This window comes from Moorena sp. SIO4A5 (assembly GCF_010672005.1).
GTDB lineage: Bacteria > Cyanobacteriota > Cyanobacteriia > Cyanobacteriales > Coleofasciculaceae > Moorena.
In genome coordinates this window covers 1-15,337 of sequence record NZ_JAAHHZ010000136.1, presented here as the reverse complement: position 1 = coordinate 15,337, position 15,337 = coordinate 1, and the positions used below count along the sequence as shown (strand labels likewise).

Annotated in this window: 18 protein-coding genes and 3 pseudogenes; 9 read left to right on the top strand and 12 right to left on the bottom strand. The window is 42.0% G+C overall.

Features of this window, described 5'->3' with window-relative positions; translation table 11 throughout:
* Positions 1-126 precede the first annotated feature (126 nt).
* On the bottom strand, positions 127-471 hold the full coding sequence (locus F6K57_RS42200; protein WP_364304385.1) for a transposase: 345 nt from the start codon (positions 469-471) through the stop codon (positions 127-129).
* Between F6K57_RS42200 and F6K57_RS28320 the strand changes: the two genes are divergently transcribed.
* Positions 448-702 carry a hypothetical protein gene (locus tag F6K57_RS28320; RefSeq protein ID WP_293071694.1) on the top strand — a complete coding sequence of 85 codons (255 nt, stop codon included), beginning with the start codon at positions 448-450 and terminating at the stop codon, positions 700-702. The genes F6K57_RS42200 and F6K57_RS28320 overlap by 24 nt on opposite strands.
* Positions 703-820: 118 nt before the next feature.
* Here F6K57_RS28320 and F6K57_RS28315 read toward each other — a convergent pair whose 3' ends face one another.
* Positions 821-1,012, bottom strand: a complete 192-nt coding sequence (locus tag F6K57_RS28315; RefSeq protein WP_293019346.1) for a hypothetical protein — start codon at positions 1,010-1,012, stop codon at positions 821-823.
* Entirely contained in the window at positions 1,009-2,268 is a 1,260-nt protein-coding gene (locus F6K57_RS28310) for a GTPase domain-containing protein (protein ID WP_293019348.1), read from the bottom strand. Before F6K57_RS28310 ends, F6K57_RS28315 begins: the two co-directional genes overlap by 4 nt.
* A gap of 134 nt (positions 2,269-2,402) precedes the next feature.
* Between F6K57_RS28310 and iscB the strand changes: the two genes are divergently transcribed.
* Positions 2,403-3,662: an RNA-guided endonuclease IscB gene (iscB, locus tag F6K57_RS28305; RefSeq protein ID WP_070391698.1), complete on the top strand. Its 1,260-nt coding sequence runs from the start codon at positions 2,403-2,405 to the stop codon at positions 3,660-3,662.
* A 10-nt stretch (positions 3,663-3,672) separates the two neighbouring features.
* On the opposite strand, the gene F6K57_RS28300 is transcribed toward iscB, so the two are convergent.
* The 4 genes from F6K57_RS28300 to F6K57_RS28285 all read right to left on the bottom strand — a co-directional run bounded on the left by F6K57_RS28300 (position 3,673) and on the right by F6K57_RS28285 (position 6,267).
* Positions 3,673-3,963: a hypothetical protein gene (locus F6K57_RS28300; RefSeq protein WP_293019352.1), complete on the bottom strand. Its 291-nt coding sequence runs from the start codon at positions 3,961-3,963 to the stop codon at positions 3,673-3,675.
* A 42-nt stretch (positions 3,964-4,005) separates the two neighbouring features.
* The gene (locus F6K57_RS28295) at positions 4,006-5,430 is read right to left on the bottom strand and encodes an FAD-binding domain-containing protein (RefSeq protein WP_293019354.1); all 1,425 of its coding nucleotides are present in this window, start codon (positions 5,428-5,430) and stop codon (positions 4,006-4,008) included.
* Positions 5,423-5,974 carry an NUDIX hydrolase gene (locus F6K57_RS28290; RefSeq protein WP_293019401.1) on the bottom strand — a complete coding sequence of 184 codons (552 nt, stop codon included), beginning with the start codon at positions 5,972-5,974 and terminating at the stop codon, positions 5,423-5,425. The genes F6K57_RS28295 and F6K57_RS28290 overlap by 8 nt, the downstream gene beginning before the upstream one ends.
* 77 nt (positions 5,975-6,051) lie before the next feature.
* Entirely contained in the window at positions 6,052-6,267 is a 216-nt protein-coding gene (locus F6K57_RS28285) for a hypothetical protein (RefSeq protein ID WP_293019356.1), read from the bottom strand.
* Positions 6,268-6,675: 408 nt separating this feature from the next.
* Here F6K57_RS28285 and ectA point away from each other — a divergent pair, with 408 nt between their 5' ends.
* The 5 genes and pseudogenes from ectA (at position 6,676) to F6K57_RS28260 (ending at position 9,500) form a co-directional block, all read left to right on the top strand.
* Positions 6,676-7,182: a diaminobutyrate acetyltransferase gene (gene ectA / locus F6K57_RS28280; protein ID WP_293071693.1), complete on the top strand. Its 507-nt coding sequence runs from the start codon at positions 6,676-6,678 to the stop codon at positions 7,180-7,182.
* Between the two features lie 10 nt (positions 7,183-7,192).
* On the top strand, positions 7,193-8,443 hold the full coding sequence (gene ectB / locus F6K57_RS28275) for a diaminobutyrate--2-oxoglutarate transaminase (protein WP_293071692.1): 1,251 nt from the start codon (positions 7,193-7,195) through the stop codon (positions 8,441-8,443).
* Positions 8,444-8,497: 54 nt separating this feature from the next.
* Positions 8,498-8,737: pseudogene (locus F6K57_RS28270) on the top strand (DUF4277 domain-containing protein).
* Between the two features lie 50 nt (positions 8,738-8,787).
* Positions 8,788-9,039, top strand: a pseudogene (locus F6K57_RS28265) (IS1634 family transposase); the annotation flags it as partial.
* A gap of 62 nt (positions 9,040-9,101) precedes the next feature.
* A complete protein-coding gene (locus F6K57_RS28260; protein ID WP_293071691.1) occupies positions 9,102-9,500 on the top strand; it encodes an ectoine synthase in 399 nt (132 codons plus the stop codon).
* 235 nt (positions 9,501-9,735) lie between these two features.
* Here the strand turns inward: F6K57_RS28260 and F6K57_RS28255 are convergent, their stop codons facing one another.
* The 5 genes and pseudogenes from F6K57_RS28255 to F6K57_RS28235 all read right to left on the bottom strand — a co-directional run bounded on the left by F6K57_RS28255 (position 9,736) and on the right by F6K57_RS28235 (position 13,156).
* Positions 9,736-10,323, bottom strand: coding sequence for a phytanoyl-CoA dioxygenase family protein (locus tag F6K57_RS28255; protein ID WP_293021990.1), 588 nt, complete (start codon positions 10,321-10,323; stop codon positions 9,736-9,738).
* A gap of 29 nt (positions 10,324-10,352) precedes the next feature.
* Entirely contained in the window at positions 10,353-10,625 is a 273-nt protein-coding gene (locus F6K57_RS28250; protein WP_293021987.1) for a hypothetical protein, read from the bottom strand.
* A 522-nt stretch (positions 10,626-11,147) separates the two neighbouring features.
* Positions 11,148-11,983, bottom strand: a pseudogene (locus tag F6K57_RS28245) (IS1 family transposase).
* Between the two features lie 146 nt (positions 11,984-12,129).
* Complete coding sequence (locus tag F6K57_RS28240; protein ID WP_293021986.1) at positions 12,130-12,993, bottom strand: helix-turn-helix transcriptional regulator; 864 nt, start codon at positions 12,991-12,993, stop codon at positions 12,130-12,132.
* Positions 12,980-13,156 (bottom strand): hypothetical protein, encoded by a 177-nt coding sequence (locus tag F6K57_RS28235; protein WP_293021985.1) that lies wholly within the window; start codon positions 13,154-13,156, stop codon positions 12,980-12,982. The genes F6K57_RS28240 and F6K57_RS28235 overlap by 14 nt, the downstream gene beginning before the upstream one ends.
* Before the next feature lie 376 nt (positions 13,157-13,532).
* Between F6K57_RS28235 and F6K57_RS28230 the strand changes: the two genes are divergently transcribed.
* A complete protein-coding gene (locus F6K57_RS28230) occupies positions 13,533-14,135 on the top strand; it encodes a hypothetical protein (RefSeq protein WP_293021984.1) in 603 nt (200 codons plus the stop codon).
* Positions 14,136-14,522: 387 nt separating this feature from the next.
* Positions 14,523-15,337 (top strand): aminotransferase class V-fold PLP-dependent enzyme (locus F6K57_RS28225; protein WP_293071690.1); only part of this gene is annotated, 815 nt, incomplete at its 3' end.

Genomic DNA, 15,337 nt, shown 5'->3' with positions numbered 1-15,337 from the left:
GAACCGTTGTCCCAATTTCGGGTTATTGCCATGACCCAAGCGGTGTACTTGTTTGAAGTGCCGTCTGCTGATGAGCTAAACACTTCTGCTGGTGAGCGACTTTGTAACCGTTATAGACACGCTCTGTCATCTCAACTGAGGACTTATGCAAATTCGGAACCCACAATTTGTTCGAGTTCCACCCGCCCTCGGGTATCTGCGGCATGGAACGCCCGAAAATTTGGCTCCGGCAACAGTCCACAACCATTCTTTTACTCCAGCCACTCCCCACGGGGTTTCATCAACGTGCAGGTGTTGCTGTTGTTGCGCCCACTGCCAAAGTTCTTGAATAGGTATAGCTACCGACTGCGCCAGTCGTCGATTGGTGGCGGCATTAGTTCCCACTCCAATTTTGAGTCCTGTCAACTCTAGTAGCCATTCTTGTTGTTTTTCTTCGGATAGGTTTCCGTGATTTCCAATCCTTGCCAGCATCGCGCTGTTGGAGATGCCCAAGTCAAGTCCTGGGATGACTCCAGGGGCTTTGGCTTCAATGACAAAGCCTGTGGCAATGGACACATTTGCAAGTGTGATACTGATATTCGACTATTTCTACGGGACGCTCTACGAGTTGGGCGACTTGTTTACGGCTTACAGATAAAGGTGCATCAAGGAATTCAACAGCCGCCACAGTTGGGACACACTGATGGTCTGACAATTTGGTAGCGGTCTACTCGCGCCATACCTTTTCTGGTTTTTCCTTGATGTCCCGGCTGCCCTCCAGGTTTTCTTTTGGCTTGAGGGGCTATTGACTCTGGCGGTTTGGGTTTTTCCGATTTCTGAATTAAGTCCGCGCTATGGCGGTTGTGAGGTAATTTGGCTGTTGGGTCTGAGTCTGAGCTTGAGCAGGGCTACTTCCTCGCTCCAGTTGGTCAATCAGCTTTTGCTGCTCTAGTATCATGACCACCAACTGCTCCGTTGTCAGTTGCTTGAGTTGGGGGGGAGCTAGTTTTTCGGGTTTCGGTTTTTCGCTCATGCCGTCACCATACCGGATTTCTTGATTTTGTCAACCCCTCTCACCTGAATTCTTACCCTGTAAGAGCCTCCGAATCGGTCTGTGCGTTGTCTTTCAATTTCTTCTAGTGCTGGAATTCCCGGGTCACTTTGGCAGGCTTTCATTACAGTATCGACTTTTGCTTTAAAGTAAGGATCAACTGTTTCCCGGTCTTTTCTGAGTTTTTTGAGGAATTTTTCAAGACTGTCAGATAGTTCTTCTTTAAATTCCTTGAATCGGTCCACAAATAACTGGTCTTCATCCCCAAATCCAGCTAGGGCTTTACTGGCTTTCTGTAAATCAGTTTCTAAGTCTTTGTGGAGGATATCTATATGGTCTTGGTAAGCTTTGGCATATTTACTGTCGAGGTCTTCAATGTTGTCAACTAGGTAATCTAGAATTAACTCCAGAACTTGATTTGCTTGGTCAGGATTAGAACAGTCAGCGATTACACAATTAACCACCTCTATGTGGTTTTCCCGAATCGTTCTTTTAAGGGTTTCACAGCCTTTAGAGTTGTATTTATCAGCACTGCTCATTTTGTTGAGTACCATGAAAGACCGCTCTGGCAGGTCATTGAGGGCTTTATGGGCTGTGTCATAAAGTTTTGTATCTCTTGCTTCCCAGCCGTAGCGTACAGAGTCTGGTCTCCGCACAAAAAGAACTACATCCACTCGCTCCCCTAGGGTTTGTAGCATCAGGTTTTCATCCCCTACTCTGAGGTCCCCTAAACCGGGTATGTCTACTAAGGCGATCTTTTCAACTTCGGATCTACTGAAAGGACAGAATATCTCTACTTCTCTGACTGCCAAAACCGCGAAGTCACTATTGGCATCTTGTTGGTGAACTACATAGTTTCGTATTTCTTCCTTGGGAACCCGATCTAATACCCGAGGGGAGTTTGCTTCCAGTAGATGGCGATACTGATTGAAATGAGCATAATATTCGTTGCGCAGCCGTTGGTACATGGCTTTTTTTGTGGCAGCATCACTAGGCAGTTCGGGAATTGGCTTGGTAGCAAATTCATCCAAACTTGTTGGTCTGGGTACTAAGCCTAGTTCTTCGTAATAGGGAATTATTACTTCTTGAAGAAATGAGTCTTCATGATGGAATGTTACCCTAGCATAGGTTGGTTGATTTTGATGATAGACTCCTGGCCTAAGCCTTGGTAATTTCCGGTAACTCCAGGAATTGCCAACCAGGATGCAGACTAAGTATTCATTTACTACGTTGTTCAAGCCATGATACCTACAAATGAACGCCAGTTTGTAGCTCTATCGCTAACTATTAAGACGAAGGCAACCGTGTAGTTAGCTCAACAAGCTTTTACAACATTGTCGAGGCACACCTTACCAACTTGAGGCATTTAACGATGCAAAATTATGTTTTTGTTATTGACGTGAACAAGCAACCATTAAATCCTATTCACCCAAAGAAGGCTCGCCGCCTGCTAGAAAAAGGAAAAGCAGCTGTCTTTAGAATGTATCCATTTACAATCATCTTGAAGACTGCGATCGCTAATCCAGTTATCTCACCTTGCCAAATAAAAATTGACCCGGGTAGCAAGACTACTGGGTTCGCCCTGGTTCGAGACGGGCAAGTTATTTGGGGAATGGAATTAGAACACAGAGGAGGATTGATCAAGAAAAAACTGGAATCTAGAAGAGCTGTCAGACGCGGAAGACGTAATCGCAACACTCGTTACCGAAAGCCCAGATTCCTTAACCGCAAACGACCACAGGGCTGGCTTCCTCCTAGTTTAGAACACAGGATTTTGACAACTGAAACTTGGGTTAAGCGATTAATTAAATTCTGCCCAGTCTGTGAAATCTGGATTGAACGAGTTAAGTTTGACACTCAAAAAATGCTAAACCCTGAAATCAGTGGAGTAGAGTACCAACAAGGCGAGTTAGCTGGCTACGAAGTCAGAGAGTATTTACTCGAAAAGTGGGGGAGAGAATGTACTTATTGCGGGAGGCAAAATGTCCCTCTACAGATCGAGCACATTCACCCAAGATCAAAGGGTGGTAGTAACAGAGTAAGTAATCTCTGTTTGGCTTGCGAAAAGTGTAATCAGCGCAAAGGAAACAAGCCCATAGAAGAGTTTCTAAAAAAGAAACCCAGCCTACTACAAAAAATCAAAACCAAAGCCAAACAACCATTATTGGATGCAGCAGCGGTAAACGCAACTCGGAACAAATTGGTCAAGGTATTGAAAGATACTAAAGTAGTCGTCACTGGAACAGGAGCGCAGACTAAGTACAACAGGACTTGGCTAGGACTACCTAAGCAGCACTGGATTGACGCCGCTTGTGTAGGAAATATTGAAAACTTAGATCTCAAGACGTTACAACCTCTATTTGTTACCTGTAAAGGGCAGGGAGGACGACAGAAAGCGGCTCTCAACAAGTACGGTTACCCTATTAGGCACAACCCACTGAAGCCTGTTAAAGGATGGATGACTGGGGATATAGCGAGACACCAGAAACTGGGCATAGGCAAAGTCACCCCTAGGAGTAAGGGCAGCTTTGGATTCAACCCTCTGGGGATGAAAGGATACAAAAGTTGCAAGCCTCAAGATATTTCGGCGATACACCGGAAAGATGGATACATCTACGGTTTTTGCAAATAACTACCGGTAATTACCAGGGATTAAGCCTCCTAAGCTTTCCTGCCCATGGAGCAAGAAGAGAGTACGTAGGGTGCCTTAGGGGCGGGTTTGCCCTCATGTTCAACTCCGAGCGCCATTGTTGGGACAGCCCGCCCCGTAACGCACCATCTTTGGCATCGGCATTGCTGAATCTTGGAATCAATAGGAGTAGAGTGGGCATCCTGCCCGCTCGAAAATAAGGAGGAAACTGGCAAGATGCCAGTTCTACACAAGATGCCAGTTCTACACAAGATGCCAGTTCCACGCCTGATGCCAGTTCCACCTCACTCTTAAAATCATTCCATTATTAAGCAACGCCTTGGCATCACTGCAATTCCTTATACAACTCCTTAAACCGACGCTGCTGCTGATTATGATCGACAATTGGTGCTGGATACCCACACATTTCGCGATCGCTTTCAGGAATTTTCCCAGTTACCACATACTCCGTATCCACAGAACTCAACTCTGGTAACCATTCCCGAATATACTCACCGTCCGGGTCAAACTTTTTAGCCTGACTAGCTGGGTTAAAAATTCGCAATGGTTTAGGATCCATCCCACTAGAGGCACTCCATTGCCAACCACCATTATTAGCACTCAGGTCTCCATCCCATAACCGCTGCATAAAATACTTTTCCCCCCACTGCCAATTAATAATCAAATCCTTAGTCAGAAAACTAGCAACAATCATCCGACAGCGGTTATGCATCCATCCGGTTTGATTTAACTGCCTCATCGCAGCATCAACGATCGGGTAGCCAGTCTTGCCCTCACACCAAGCTTGAAAGAATTCTGGATTATTCTCCCAGGGAAAATCTTGGAATTTCTGGCGATAAGGCCCTTGTGCTAATTCTGGGAAGAAATACATGGCATGTTGGTAAAATTCCCGCCAAGCCAGTTCCTGTTGCCAAGTTTGGATACTTTGACGAGCTTCATCACTGCGACTCAAATTATAAGCATTCTGAGCGGCCTGCCAAACCGTGCGAATCCCAATCACACCAAACTTGAGAGCAGCACTAAGTTTCGAGGTACCATCTACCCCTGGGAAATTACGTTGTTCCTGATAATCCCCAATAGTGCGATCGCAAAATTTCTCCAGTATCTCTTGGGCTACCTTTTCCCCTGGTGGCACTAACAATTCATTCTCCCAGACATACCCCAAATCTCTAGCACTAGGTAAATCAATCACCCCTGCTGCCAAAGCATGGTCTTGTTCTATTTCCGTCAAGGATTCAACCCTACTCAATGTTGCTACAGGTTGTGCCTTAGATTGACCTTGCCAATTTTTCCAGAAAGGAGTGTAGACACTATAGGGATTGCCAGACTTAGTGAAAATGTCTCCTGGTGCGTGTAATAACTGATCCCAATAGTTATAGACAGCAATACCCTTTTCCTTCAACCCTGCTGCTACAGCTTGATCCCGTTCCTTAGAATAAGGTTCCACATCCCAATTCCAACAAACAGCTTTAGCCTCCAGAGCAGCAGCTAAATTAGGAATTCCTTGCCTAGGGTCTTGATGTAATATTAATAGTTGGCTACCAGCTTGTCTGTAACTTTGCTGCAATTGTTGTAAGCAGCCAATCATATAAGTTACTCTTGCTGGCGCAATATCATCCCGCTCTAGAATAGTAGGGTCAAGGCAGAAAACACCAACAAGCTTGGGACTGAGCTCAAAACCAGCAGCTAGTCCCACATTGTCAGAAATGCGTAAATCACGGCGATGCCAGAAGAGAATCAGGTTACTCATTCAAGAACGGGCGAGCCATAAAAAAGCTGGAAATAGATTTAGCATCCACTGGCTCACCCTCCAAGATAGCTTGTTCTAACTCCTTTGGTGTCATTAAAACCACCTCTATATCCTCATCAGCATCTTGCTTAGGAGGGGCTTCCAATTTCTCCAAATCCTGCGCCAGAAACGCATAAATGTACTCATCAGAATAGCCAGGAGCAAGGGGAAATTTACCCAAAGATTTCCAGCGATGAGCGCGATAGCCAGTTTCTTCTTCTATCTCCCGTTTAATAGTTTCAGCTGGGCTTTCATGGGATTCTACCGTACCAGCAGGGAATTCCAAAAGACGCCCACTAACAGCAAAGCGATATTGCCGTACGAGTACCAGTTTCCCATCGGGTGTTACCGGTACCGCCAAGGAACCACCAGGGTGACGGATACATTCCCATTGCCCTTCTGATTGATTAGGAAGACGTAGATTATTCACCTCGAAGCTAAATCGTCTTCCTTGGAAAAATAGGTGTTTTTTCAGGAGTTCTGGGGGTTCTTGACCAGGTAGCATCATAAAAATAAAGGATTAAGGCTTAAGACAGTTTAGCCCTTGGAGGAGTTGTGCGATCGCAAATCCCGTCACTGATTCTATCCAATTCCGGCAATTTGTGCCAGGCAAGCACCAAAGCTCTTTCCCCCATGGGCTTTCAGCTTGAGGCTAATGGTTACCAGACTTAGAGTAAGGGTGACTGCTTCCCGGATGCCAGTTTTTTCAACAATTCTACCAGACGGTGTTGGAGACTCATCTGACTCCTGGCCAATATCTAACACTACAATTGTTAATTTTACTTTTACTTGCGTCATCTCAAGGTGCGCTTTCCGTAGGCGAATTTAATTCGCCTACGGAAAGCGCACCTTAAGTGGTTTTGGTAAAATGCAGGTAACATTTTAAATTGGTAGGTCTTGTTGCAAATAATCGACCTATCTTTTTTTTTCCACAAAATGGTGAACACTTTACATTTAAAGCGTTTCAGGCTATTTCGTCACCCCTTCAGAGTCTTGTGGGAATTCCTTCTCTTAGCGATTAATAAAAATTAAAAAATAAAAATAATTAAATGCAGGTATAATAGCTTAAGGATTACTATTTCACTCAAAAAAAATGCTCAAATGAAATAGAGTACCCATAACTCGATGTCCCTTTGCTTTGAACAATTATGCATGTGTTGTGATGATTGGTTCAATAACAAAAAATAAAAAAAAAGTCAACTAAATATGAAAGCCGATTCTATTATAACTTACAGACATCCAAGGTTAGAAGATGGACTTGAGGTTTATCATCTAATCAAAAAATGCCCACCTTTAGATGTTAACTCCCAATACTATTATTATCTTATTTGTAGTGATTTTAAAAATACTTGTGTTGTTGCAGAATATGAGCAGAAAATAATCGGTTTCATCTCTGGTTATTTAAAGCCCGAAAATTCGAAATGCCTGTTTATATGGCAGGTAGCCGTTGCCGAAAAAGCCAGAGGCAGAAAAGTTGCCACGAATATGTTAAAATGGCTAACCAAACAACCAAATTTTAGTGATATTCAAAGTTTAGAAACAACCATTTCACCGGCAAATAAATTATCACAAAATCTTTTTATGGGTTTTGCCGAGGAAAATAAAGCTAATTGCCAAACCAATTCATTTCTTGATGTTTATCATTTTGATACAGAATCACACGCTCCTGAGATTTTATATAAAATTTTTCCTCTTAAATTAAATAAAAATTAATTGATAAATCATGAAAATCATAGAGTCTTTAGAGTCAAATGTTAGAAGTTATATTCGTTCTTTTCCTGCTGTTTTTGATATGGCTGAAGGTGCAGTAATTTATGATGAACAGGGAAATAAATATATTGATTTTTTTGCCGGAGCAGGGGTTTTGAATTATGGACATAATAATCCCAAAGTGATAAATGCTTGGATAGACTATCTGCAAAACAATCGTATTGTACACTCACTAGACAAAGCAACTGTTGCCAAAAGGAATTTTATGCAAAAGTTTTCAGATACTATTCTTGTACCCAAAAATCTTGAATATAAACTGCAATTTACTGGACCAACTGGTACTAATGCAGTTGAAGCAGCCTTGAAACTAGCTCGTATGGTCAAGAAGCGTTCTAATATCATTGCTTTTACCAATGGGTATCATGGTTTAACGATGGGATCACTTGCTATAACAGGCAATCAGTTTTATCATGATAAAGCTTATAGTCTCAGGATAAATGTAGATCATGTCCCTTTTGATGGCTATTTCGGCAAAGACGTTGACACGATTAACTATTTGCGAAAACTATTAATAGATCCCGGTAGTGGTATTGAGATACCCGCCGCAATAATTGTGGAAACTATACAGGGAGAAGGCGGTATTAATATTGCTAGTGAAACTTGGTTAAAAAAACTTCAGGCATTATGTCGTGAGTTTAATATATTATTTATTATTGACGATATACAAGTCGGTAATGGACGAACAGGTACCTTTTTTAGTTTTGAAAAAATTGGAATTCTGCCAGATATGATTTGTTTATCTAAATCCATTGGAGGTGGGCTACCAATGGCACTACTATTGATTCGTCCAGAACTTGATCAATGGCTTCCTGGAAAACATACAGGTACATTTAGAGGTAATAATTTGGCTTTTGTTGCTGCAACGGAGTTACTTGGTTATTGGGAAAACGATGATTTAACCAAGGCTGTTGAATATAAATCTAAGATTATTCAAAAATCATTACAAAAACTGGCTGATGAATTACCAGAATTACAAATGCAAGCTAGAGGTAGAGGTATGATTTGGGGACTAGAAATGCCGAAAGAAGGTTTTGCAAAACAAGTTTCCACCAGATCATTTGAAAAAAAACTATTAGTGGAAACTTGTGGTAGCAACAGTCAAGTAGTTAAATTTTTACCGCCACTGATTATTGAAGAAGAGGTGTTAAATATAGGATTAAATAAATTATCAGAAGCGGTAAGAGAAGTTTTTGCTGAAAATTAGTCATACAACCCACATTCCGCAGGTTAGAGAGGATAACTATGGTATTTTCTATGGATGAAACCAATAGCATCTTCAATTAGAGTTAGAGTACAAGATCTTGACCACTGTGGCATAGTGGCAGGCATCATTGACCAGATCGGGCTAGTGGAACAAATTAACCAGGAGTTGGGAACCCACTCCCAAGAGAAGCTCAGTGCATAAGTAGCGGTAAAAGCCATGATTATCAATGGTAAGGGCTTAGTCAGCGCTCCACTATACCTATTTGAAAAATTCTTTGAATGGCATTGCCACTGAACATCTTCGTCGGAGAGGGGAGTGAACCACTGCTTCTCTTTGATGACCGTCTTTGTTTATTGGTTTACACTCTCGCCCAAAGAGCCTTACGCCAAGCTCTCGCCCGGACTAAGCAAACTATTAACAACCAATTGGGTAAGCCGACGGCTACCCCGACAATGCGGTGGGTATTTCAGTGCTTTCAGTCGATTCATTTAGTTATCCTAGGCGGAGTCGAGCAAATTGTCAACTTAACTCATGAGCATCACAGGATTCTTCAGTTTCTTGGTGCTCCCTGCCAAAAATATTATCTACTGGTGTAACAAACCTGCGGAATGTGGGATACAATATGTAGTAATTAGTATATGTAAATAAGAAATACTATATGATTGTACGTCGCTTAAAAGAAATTATTGGAACAAAGCGGGAAGTTAAAGCACCAAATGGCAACTGGACAAGTCGTCGTTTTTTATTAAAAGATGACCAAGTTGGCTTTTCTCTACATGATACTTTAATTCATGCTGGAACAGAAACTTATATTTGGTATAAATATCATATCGAAGCTGTTTATTGTGTAGCTGGAAATGGAGAAATAGAAGACATAGAAACAGGTGAAATACATCCTATTTCAGATGGTACTTTGTATTTTTTGAACAAGCACGAAAGACATTATTTAAGAGCAACAGAAACCATGCGTATGATATGTGTATTTAATCCTCCTTTGACTGGAGAAGAGGTACATAATAAAGAAGGTTTTTATGAAATAAATAGTGAGGAAAGCTAATAAAATAATCAACTCCAACAGAGACTTTTTGTAAGCATTCAGCCGTCAGCCGTCAGCCGTCAGCCGTCAGCCGTCAGCATTCAGCTGACGTAACAAAGATTAAACGAATGCTTACTTGTTTTATTTAAAAGCTCAAAGCTGAGAGCTGAGAGCTGAGAGCTGAGAGCTGAGAGCTGAATGCTTACGACTTTTTGATAATTTATAGATAAATTCTATTTGATTTATCTATAATAAATTAATGCTCTCTTGATGCAATAAATTCTGGTCTTGGTTTTGTGCCAGCATAGGGAGATATCAATTTATTGTATATACTATTGTAAACAAAGAAAAGATTATATCTAGGAAATGGTGATAAATTGTCAGATGAACCATGAATTATATTACAATCAAAAAATATAACCGAACCTGCTTTGGCTTTAAACGAAGTTATACCATGTTTCTTGATTATTTTGGTGATTGAGTCTTTTGTAGGTACGCCATATTCCTGTTTCTTTAAAGAGTGTTTATAATGAGCTTCTGGAGTTTTCCCCGGACATTGAATAAAGTATTTATGAGAGCCTGGTACTAGTAGTAATGGACCATTAAACTCATTATTATCAGTAAGCAAAATAGAACAGCTTACAGCTCTCATGTTAGGCATACCATCTTCACTATGCCAAGTCTCAAAATCTGAATGCCAATAAAACCCTTTACCATCAAATCTATCTTTACAATTCATTCTTGATTGATGAATATACGTTGGGCTTCCTAGCAATGCTTCTGCAATATTTAAAATCTTCCGACTGTAACAGAGTTTTTTAAATATTTCATTAGTTTTATGAATATTAAATACAGACCTTACGATTTTAGAGTCTATCTCTCTAATAATTTCTGGATTTTCAGATTCTTATAAGGATTTTTTTTTATTTTTTTAGCTTCATTTTTTAAATTATTTAATTCATTAAAATATAACATCTTTTCAATAATCAAGTACCCATTTTTTTTATAAAAAGTAACTTCTTTGTTATCAAGTTGAGCCTTTTTAAATTGTTCAATAGTACCATAAATGATTTGCTCTTTTCTTTTAATAAATCCACTCTTGTCTCCCCTAGAAGGGTACAGATCTTGTGCCACCTCAACTTTCATAGAATTATTTCTCCAAATATATTGGAATTTTATAAGTTGTTAATGCTACTATTCCAGTATCCATAATGATACCCCAAAATAATGTTTAAATTACTTTTTTTAGTGTTTGGTTTTGAAGCAATCATCAGTTTTGACCCTGGTTGACTGACAAAAGTTGGGAATAAAGCCCCAAATACCTTTCTCTATAAACTTTTTCGGCTCCAAGGAAAAAGCCTATTCGGTATCTGTTGTTTAACAGGTGAATCGAGCGGGTGAACTCGCGACCACAACTACCGCGCTTATAAGCTTTTCACGGTCTGATGGCTATAAACGCGCTTAGCCCCCATCGGACAAGCATTCTGGAAGTTTTGTCAGTCAACCAGGCGACCCCCAGTGCTATCTTAACAGAAATACTACCTCGTAACTTTTTGTTGCAACCTCCAAGGTAAGGATTCAGGGGTGGTGCATTAAAGAAGTGTGGGATAGCTAAATCGTGATTGTCACGGTAATGGCACGATGCACTACTCAATAGCAGTAATGGTGTTAGCAAAGTGTGGAATAGGTGATTAAATCATGCCAGCTCCAAGGAGCGATAGCTAATCCGGCTCTTTGTGCTGCTGTATTGTGATGCACGACTATGAATCCAAATCCAATTGAAATAGCTGACCACTAACCTTACTGTTGCCTCAGTTTGCTTCCAGGCTTTGGCAAAGCAAGTTCTGTCGGCGATGCCACCGTCGAGTCTGCTGGCGGACAATTCCGGAACGTTCGCTCTAATTTTTGGGTCTGGTCTTTACCGTCAGATGTGTTTGACATCAGTTGGTAGAACTCGCTCATACCCACCCCAACCATCTGTATGCCATTGTTGACAATCTGTTTTGCCTTCTGTTTTAACTAGGAATTGAGAGATCAACTCGTCAGTATGCTTGCCCACTCTAGCAGCAAGAATTAGTCCGTTTCCAAGATCTTGATTTATCCCAATCCAGCAATCTCCCACTATCATCTGATCTCGGAGACAGTGAAATTGTTTTTTTGCACAAATGACCAAAACTCATCGCTAGTTATCTGCTCTGTTTCTACCTTTTGCACAAGAGCGTTATGAACCATTTGTCCAAATAGAGAAGCTTTTCGGACATTACTCACCACTGTGTTGTATGCCAGATGCGTAGTACGGCTAACTCCTCTTAAACTGCAACCTTGCTGCGATCGCTTGTAATACTGCACGGATTTGTTCAGGGTTCACAAGTCGATCGGTAATAGATAGTATCAAAGGTTTCTGTGAAAGTCTGCCGACAAACTCGACAGTAATAGCGTTGACAACCCTTGCTAGTTTTCCCGTGTTTATGAGTCTTGTGATGACCACACAGAGGACATTCCATAACATTGAAGTATTTTATTTACCTCTGCCATCTTACCATTCCCACACTTCTGTGATGCACTACCCGCAACGGTTTATGTGTAGAAAGTTTCTTTATCTTCACCGTTGACAGTCAACCGTCAATCGTCAACCGTTAATAAAACCTGGTTAACACAGAACTGAACTAGACTTGCTAGTCACTCCATTACCACTGTCTTCTAAATTCTCAATAAAATGACTCCAAGGTTCTGTGTAAGTTTCTGTGTAAGTTCTCGAAAAATCTAGAATAGGAGTTTCTTGTGCTGACCCGATCCAACCACTCACTGGAGAAATTAACGGGAAAAGCCACTCATAGTAACTCTGGGGAAACGGAGTACTAGAGAGTTCCATGATGCTCTTATAAAATAGCCCAAAGGTTCCTGGGTCAATTTTGTGCTTCTCGACAGCGACTTGGATAAATTCCTCTGGACTCAAGCCTACATAACTTTGGCAGATTGTCACCCAATTCTTTAATCGTCGCCTGGCCTTTAAGCTCAGTGAAATAAATTTCACTCCCTTGAGTTCCTCAAATTTAGGAGACTGATTTAACACCTCCTCTAGGCCGGTGGTATCTGTCGAACCACTGAATTCCCTTTGCAACCGTTTAGCGATCGCTAAATTAATCTCAACTAATTGCTGTACTGGTCGCCACTGAAGCTCTGCCAAAATCTGCTCCATGGAAATAGGTGGTGTCAAAGTAGAGGAACTCGATTTCTTGTTTCGCTCAATGGCTTCGAGAGGGTTTTCCTCACTGACCAAGAAGCTGATCAACTCTTCCGTTGTCCAACCAATACCTTTAGCCAGCCTCTCTAGCTTCTCTAAGCTGGGAGTATTATCACAATTCATCCAATTTGTCAAGGTATTGTTAGTGACATTGACTTGCCTAGCAAGTTCCCGGACACTACCCAATTTTTGAGCCAGTACCTTAATCAATTGACTTAGCCTTTGGTGAATTTTGCTGTGTTTTAAGGAACTGTCTTTACTTGTGTCCAATTTTTTTACCACTCTGTTCTGGTGACATAATGTAACACTTCCCGATCTGGTAAGTGTGGGCTTGGGCGTGGTCATTCTCGGCTTTGGTAGGGAGCACTAGAAATCGAAATTGACCCCAGCTGGCAACCATGCGATCGCATAGCCACAACCGAAGCGCGTCCATATAGCACTAGGCATTCAAATTAGGACATTGTCTTGATGCAAAGCGCGAGTGGGGGAAACCACGGCAGTTGCTCATGGGGGGAACCCCCAAGACCGCACTGCCTCCCCAAGACCGCGCTGCATCGCTCCTAAACTCCGAAACGTGAGTCTAGCTTACTTGTGACTTCTGACTTCTGACTTCTGACGCTAAGCGTAGCGCTATACCACCATGCTGCCCAAACATGAATGGAGCATCGCTAATCTTCTCCGTGAAAACTCAGTGGTAACTCCCCGGTGGGCAAAAGAGTATCTTACGTATAATCACGGTTGTTCAATATTTTTAACAAAATTATGATGGTTGTGAAAAGGGTTGAACATCTACATTACATCTACACCATATGTTAAAGCATCAGAACTGGGAGAAAAGGGTAACCGCTAAGCAAAGCAATACCCTTGCTCAGGAAAATCAGCAACTCAAAATTAAGTCAGATAAGTGCTACATTCCCATGACAAGTGGCCACGGTGGTTCTTCAACGTTAGTCCGTTGGAAGCAGAAAGTCACTACACAGAAAGTCACTACACAGAAAGTCACTACACACAATCGAGTGAATTTCTCGAGCTACCCACTGTGCCCTCCCCGCTACACCAAACCCGAGAAGCCTGTAGCTCCCCAAGAACAATTAAGTAACTTACAAGAAACCTGTGGTAAAATCATTCATCTACTCTGTACATCTGACTATGGGAAACTGACTCAAGATGAATTGAACAGGAAGTGCCGGTATTCAGAAGAGCGACTTGCCCAAGGACTGAAACAGCTTGAGCTTGAAAAAGTAATTGAGTTCAAGTGGGGCATGTGGGTGATCATTAATCATCAACCCATCTGTCCTAAATGCGGTCTCAAAACTCGTGTAGTTAATTCTGCCTTGACACCAGGGAAAATTAAATCAATCTGTTCAACATGTCTCGAGTTAAAGCGTATTCAGTCAAAATTGCCGTTTTGATGAACTGCACTAAATTCTTAAAGGGTGGAGTGGGTTGTGAGGAGAATGAACAGCGAAAGCTGCCAAAAAATGGACAATGGAAAATGAACCATCCATTCTTGATGCAATAGCGAGTGGGGGGAAACCCCCTTTGGCCGACTGCATCGCTTGGGTAATGGGATGTTAACCTGTAGCCCTTGGTGATCTAGGAAAGCAGTCTCAAAAACTGTGGTCCCTATCACCTGATGATGGGGTGATCAGGTGATGGGGAGCAGGTTTATCATAATGTATCCCGTAGCAGTCCTATCAAAATCAGGAAAACCATTAGTGGTACGCAGCATTCCTCCCCTCCTAACTATACGAGTGTAGGCGGAATATCCAGCTGCAATTTTTAACTAACGAAAAACCATGCATCGCCCAATTTACCTAGACTGCCATGCCACAACACCTATGGATGAACGGGTGTTGGAGGCAATGTTACCCTACTTCACTGAACATTTTGGCAATCCATCGAGTATCAGCCATACCTATGGCTGGGAAGCTGAAGCAGCGGTGAAACAAGGTCGTCAGATTCTAGCAGATGCTATCAATGCCACACCAGTCGAGATCATTTTTACTAGTGGTGCCACAGAGGCTAACAATCTAGCCATTAAAGGGGTGGCTGAGGCTTATTTAAGTAAAGGACGTCACCTGATTACCGTGCAAACTGAACACAATGCTGTTCTTGACCCCTGTCACTATTTAGAAACCCTAGGGTTTGAGGTGACATTTCTACCGGTAAAAGATGATGGACTAGTGGATTTAAGCCAGCTAGAGCAGGCTTTCCGTCCTGATACCATATTAGTGTCAGTGATGGCAGCGAATAATGAAATTGGAGTGTTGCAGCCTTTGGCCGAGATTGGGGATCTTTGTCGCCAGCATAATGTACTCTTCCATACAGATGCTGCCCAGGCTATTGGCAAAATCCCCTTGGATGTGCAGTCGATGAAGATTGATTTAATGTCCTTGACAGCCCATAAAATTTATGGGCCAAAGGGGATTGGGGCTCTCTATGTCCGGCGTCGTAACCCCAGAGTAAGGCTTGCACCCCAGCTCCATGGCGGTGGACATGAACGAGGGATGCGTTCTGGCACACTTTATACCCCTCAGATTGTGGGGTTTGCTAAGGCTGTGGAACTGGGGTTAGAAGAACAACCCTCAGAATCTCAACGGTTGATAGAACT

What these genes read in the sequence shown, in the direction of transcription:
- F6K57_RS42200 (WP_364304385.1), bottom strand. Translation starts at nt 471, where the DNA reads ATGCTGGCAAGGATTGGAAATCACGGAAACCTATCCGAAGAAAAACAA.
- F6K57_RS28290 (WP_293019401.1), bottom strand. Translation starts at nt 5,974, where the DNA reads ATGCTACCTGGTCAAGAACCCCCAGAACTCCTGAAAAAACACCTATTT.
- F6K57_RS28260 (WP_293071691.1), top strand. Translation starts at nt 9,102, where the DNA reads ATGATTGTACGTCGCTTAAAAGAAATTATTGGAACAAAGCGGGAAGTT.
- iscB (WP_070391698.1), top strand. Translation starts at nt 2,403, where the DNA reads ATGCAAAATTATGTTTTTGTTATTGACGTGAACAAGCAACCATTAAAT.
- F6K57_RS28230 (WP_293021984.1), top strand. Translation starts at nt 13,533, where the DNA reads ATGTTAAAGCATCAGAACTGGGAGAAAAGGGTAACCGCTAAGCAAAGC.
- F6K57_RS28315 (WP_293019346.1), bottom strand. Translation starts at nt 1,012, where the DNA reads ATGAGCGAAAAACCGAAACCCGAAAAACTAGCTCCCCCCCAACTCAAG.
- F6K57_RS28235 (WP_293021985.1), bottom strand. Translation starts at nt 13,156, where the DNA reads ATGGACGCGCTTCGGTTGTGGCTATGCGATCGCATGGTTGCCAGCTGG.
- F6K57_RS28285 (WP_293019356.1), bottom strand. Translation starts at nt 6,267, where the DNA reads ATGACGCAAGTAAAAGTAAAATTAACAATTGTAGTGTTAGATATTGGC.
- ectA (WP_293071693.1), top strand. Translation starts at nt 6,676, where the DNA reads ATGAAAGCCGATTCTATTATAACTTACAGACATCCAAGGTTAGAAGAT.
- F6K57_RS28295 (WP_293019354.1), bottom strand. Translation starts at nt 5,430, where the DNA reads ATGAGTAACCTGATTCTCTTCTGGCATCGCCGTGATTTACGCATTTCT.
- F6K57_RS28250 (WP_293021987.1), bottom strand. Translation starts at nt 10,625, where the DNA reads ATGAAAGTTGAGGTGGCACAAGATCTGTACCCTTCTAGGGGAGACAAG.
- ectB (WP_293071692.1), top strand. Translation starts at nt 7,193, where the DNA reads ATGAAAATCATAGAGTCTTTAGAGTCAAATGTTAGAAGTTATATTCGT.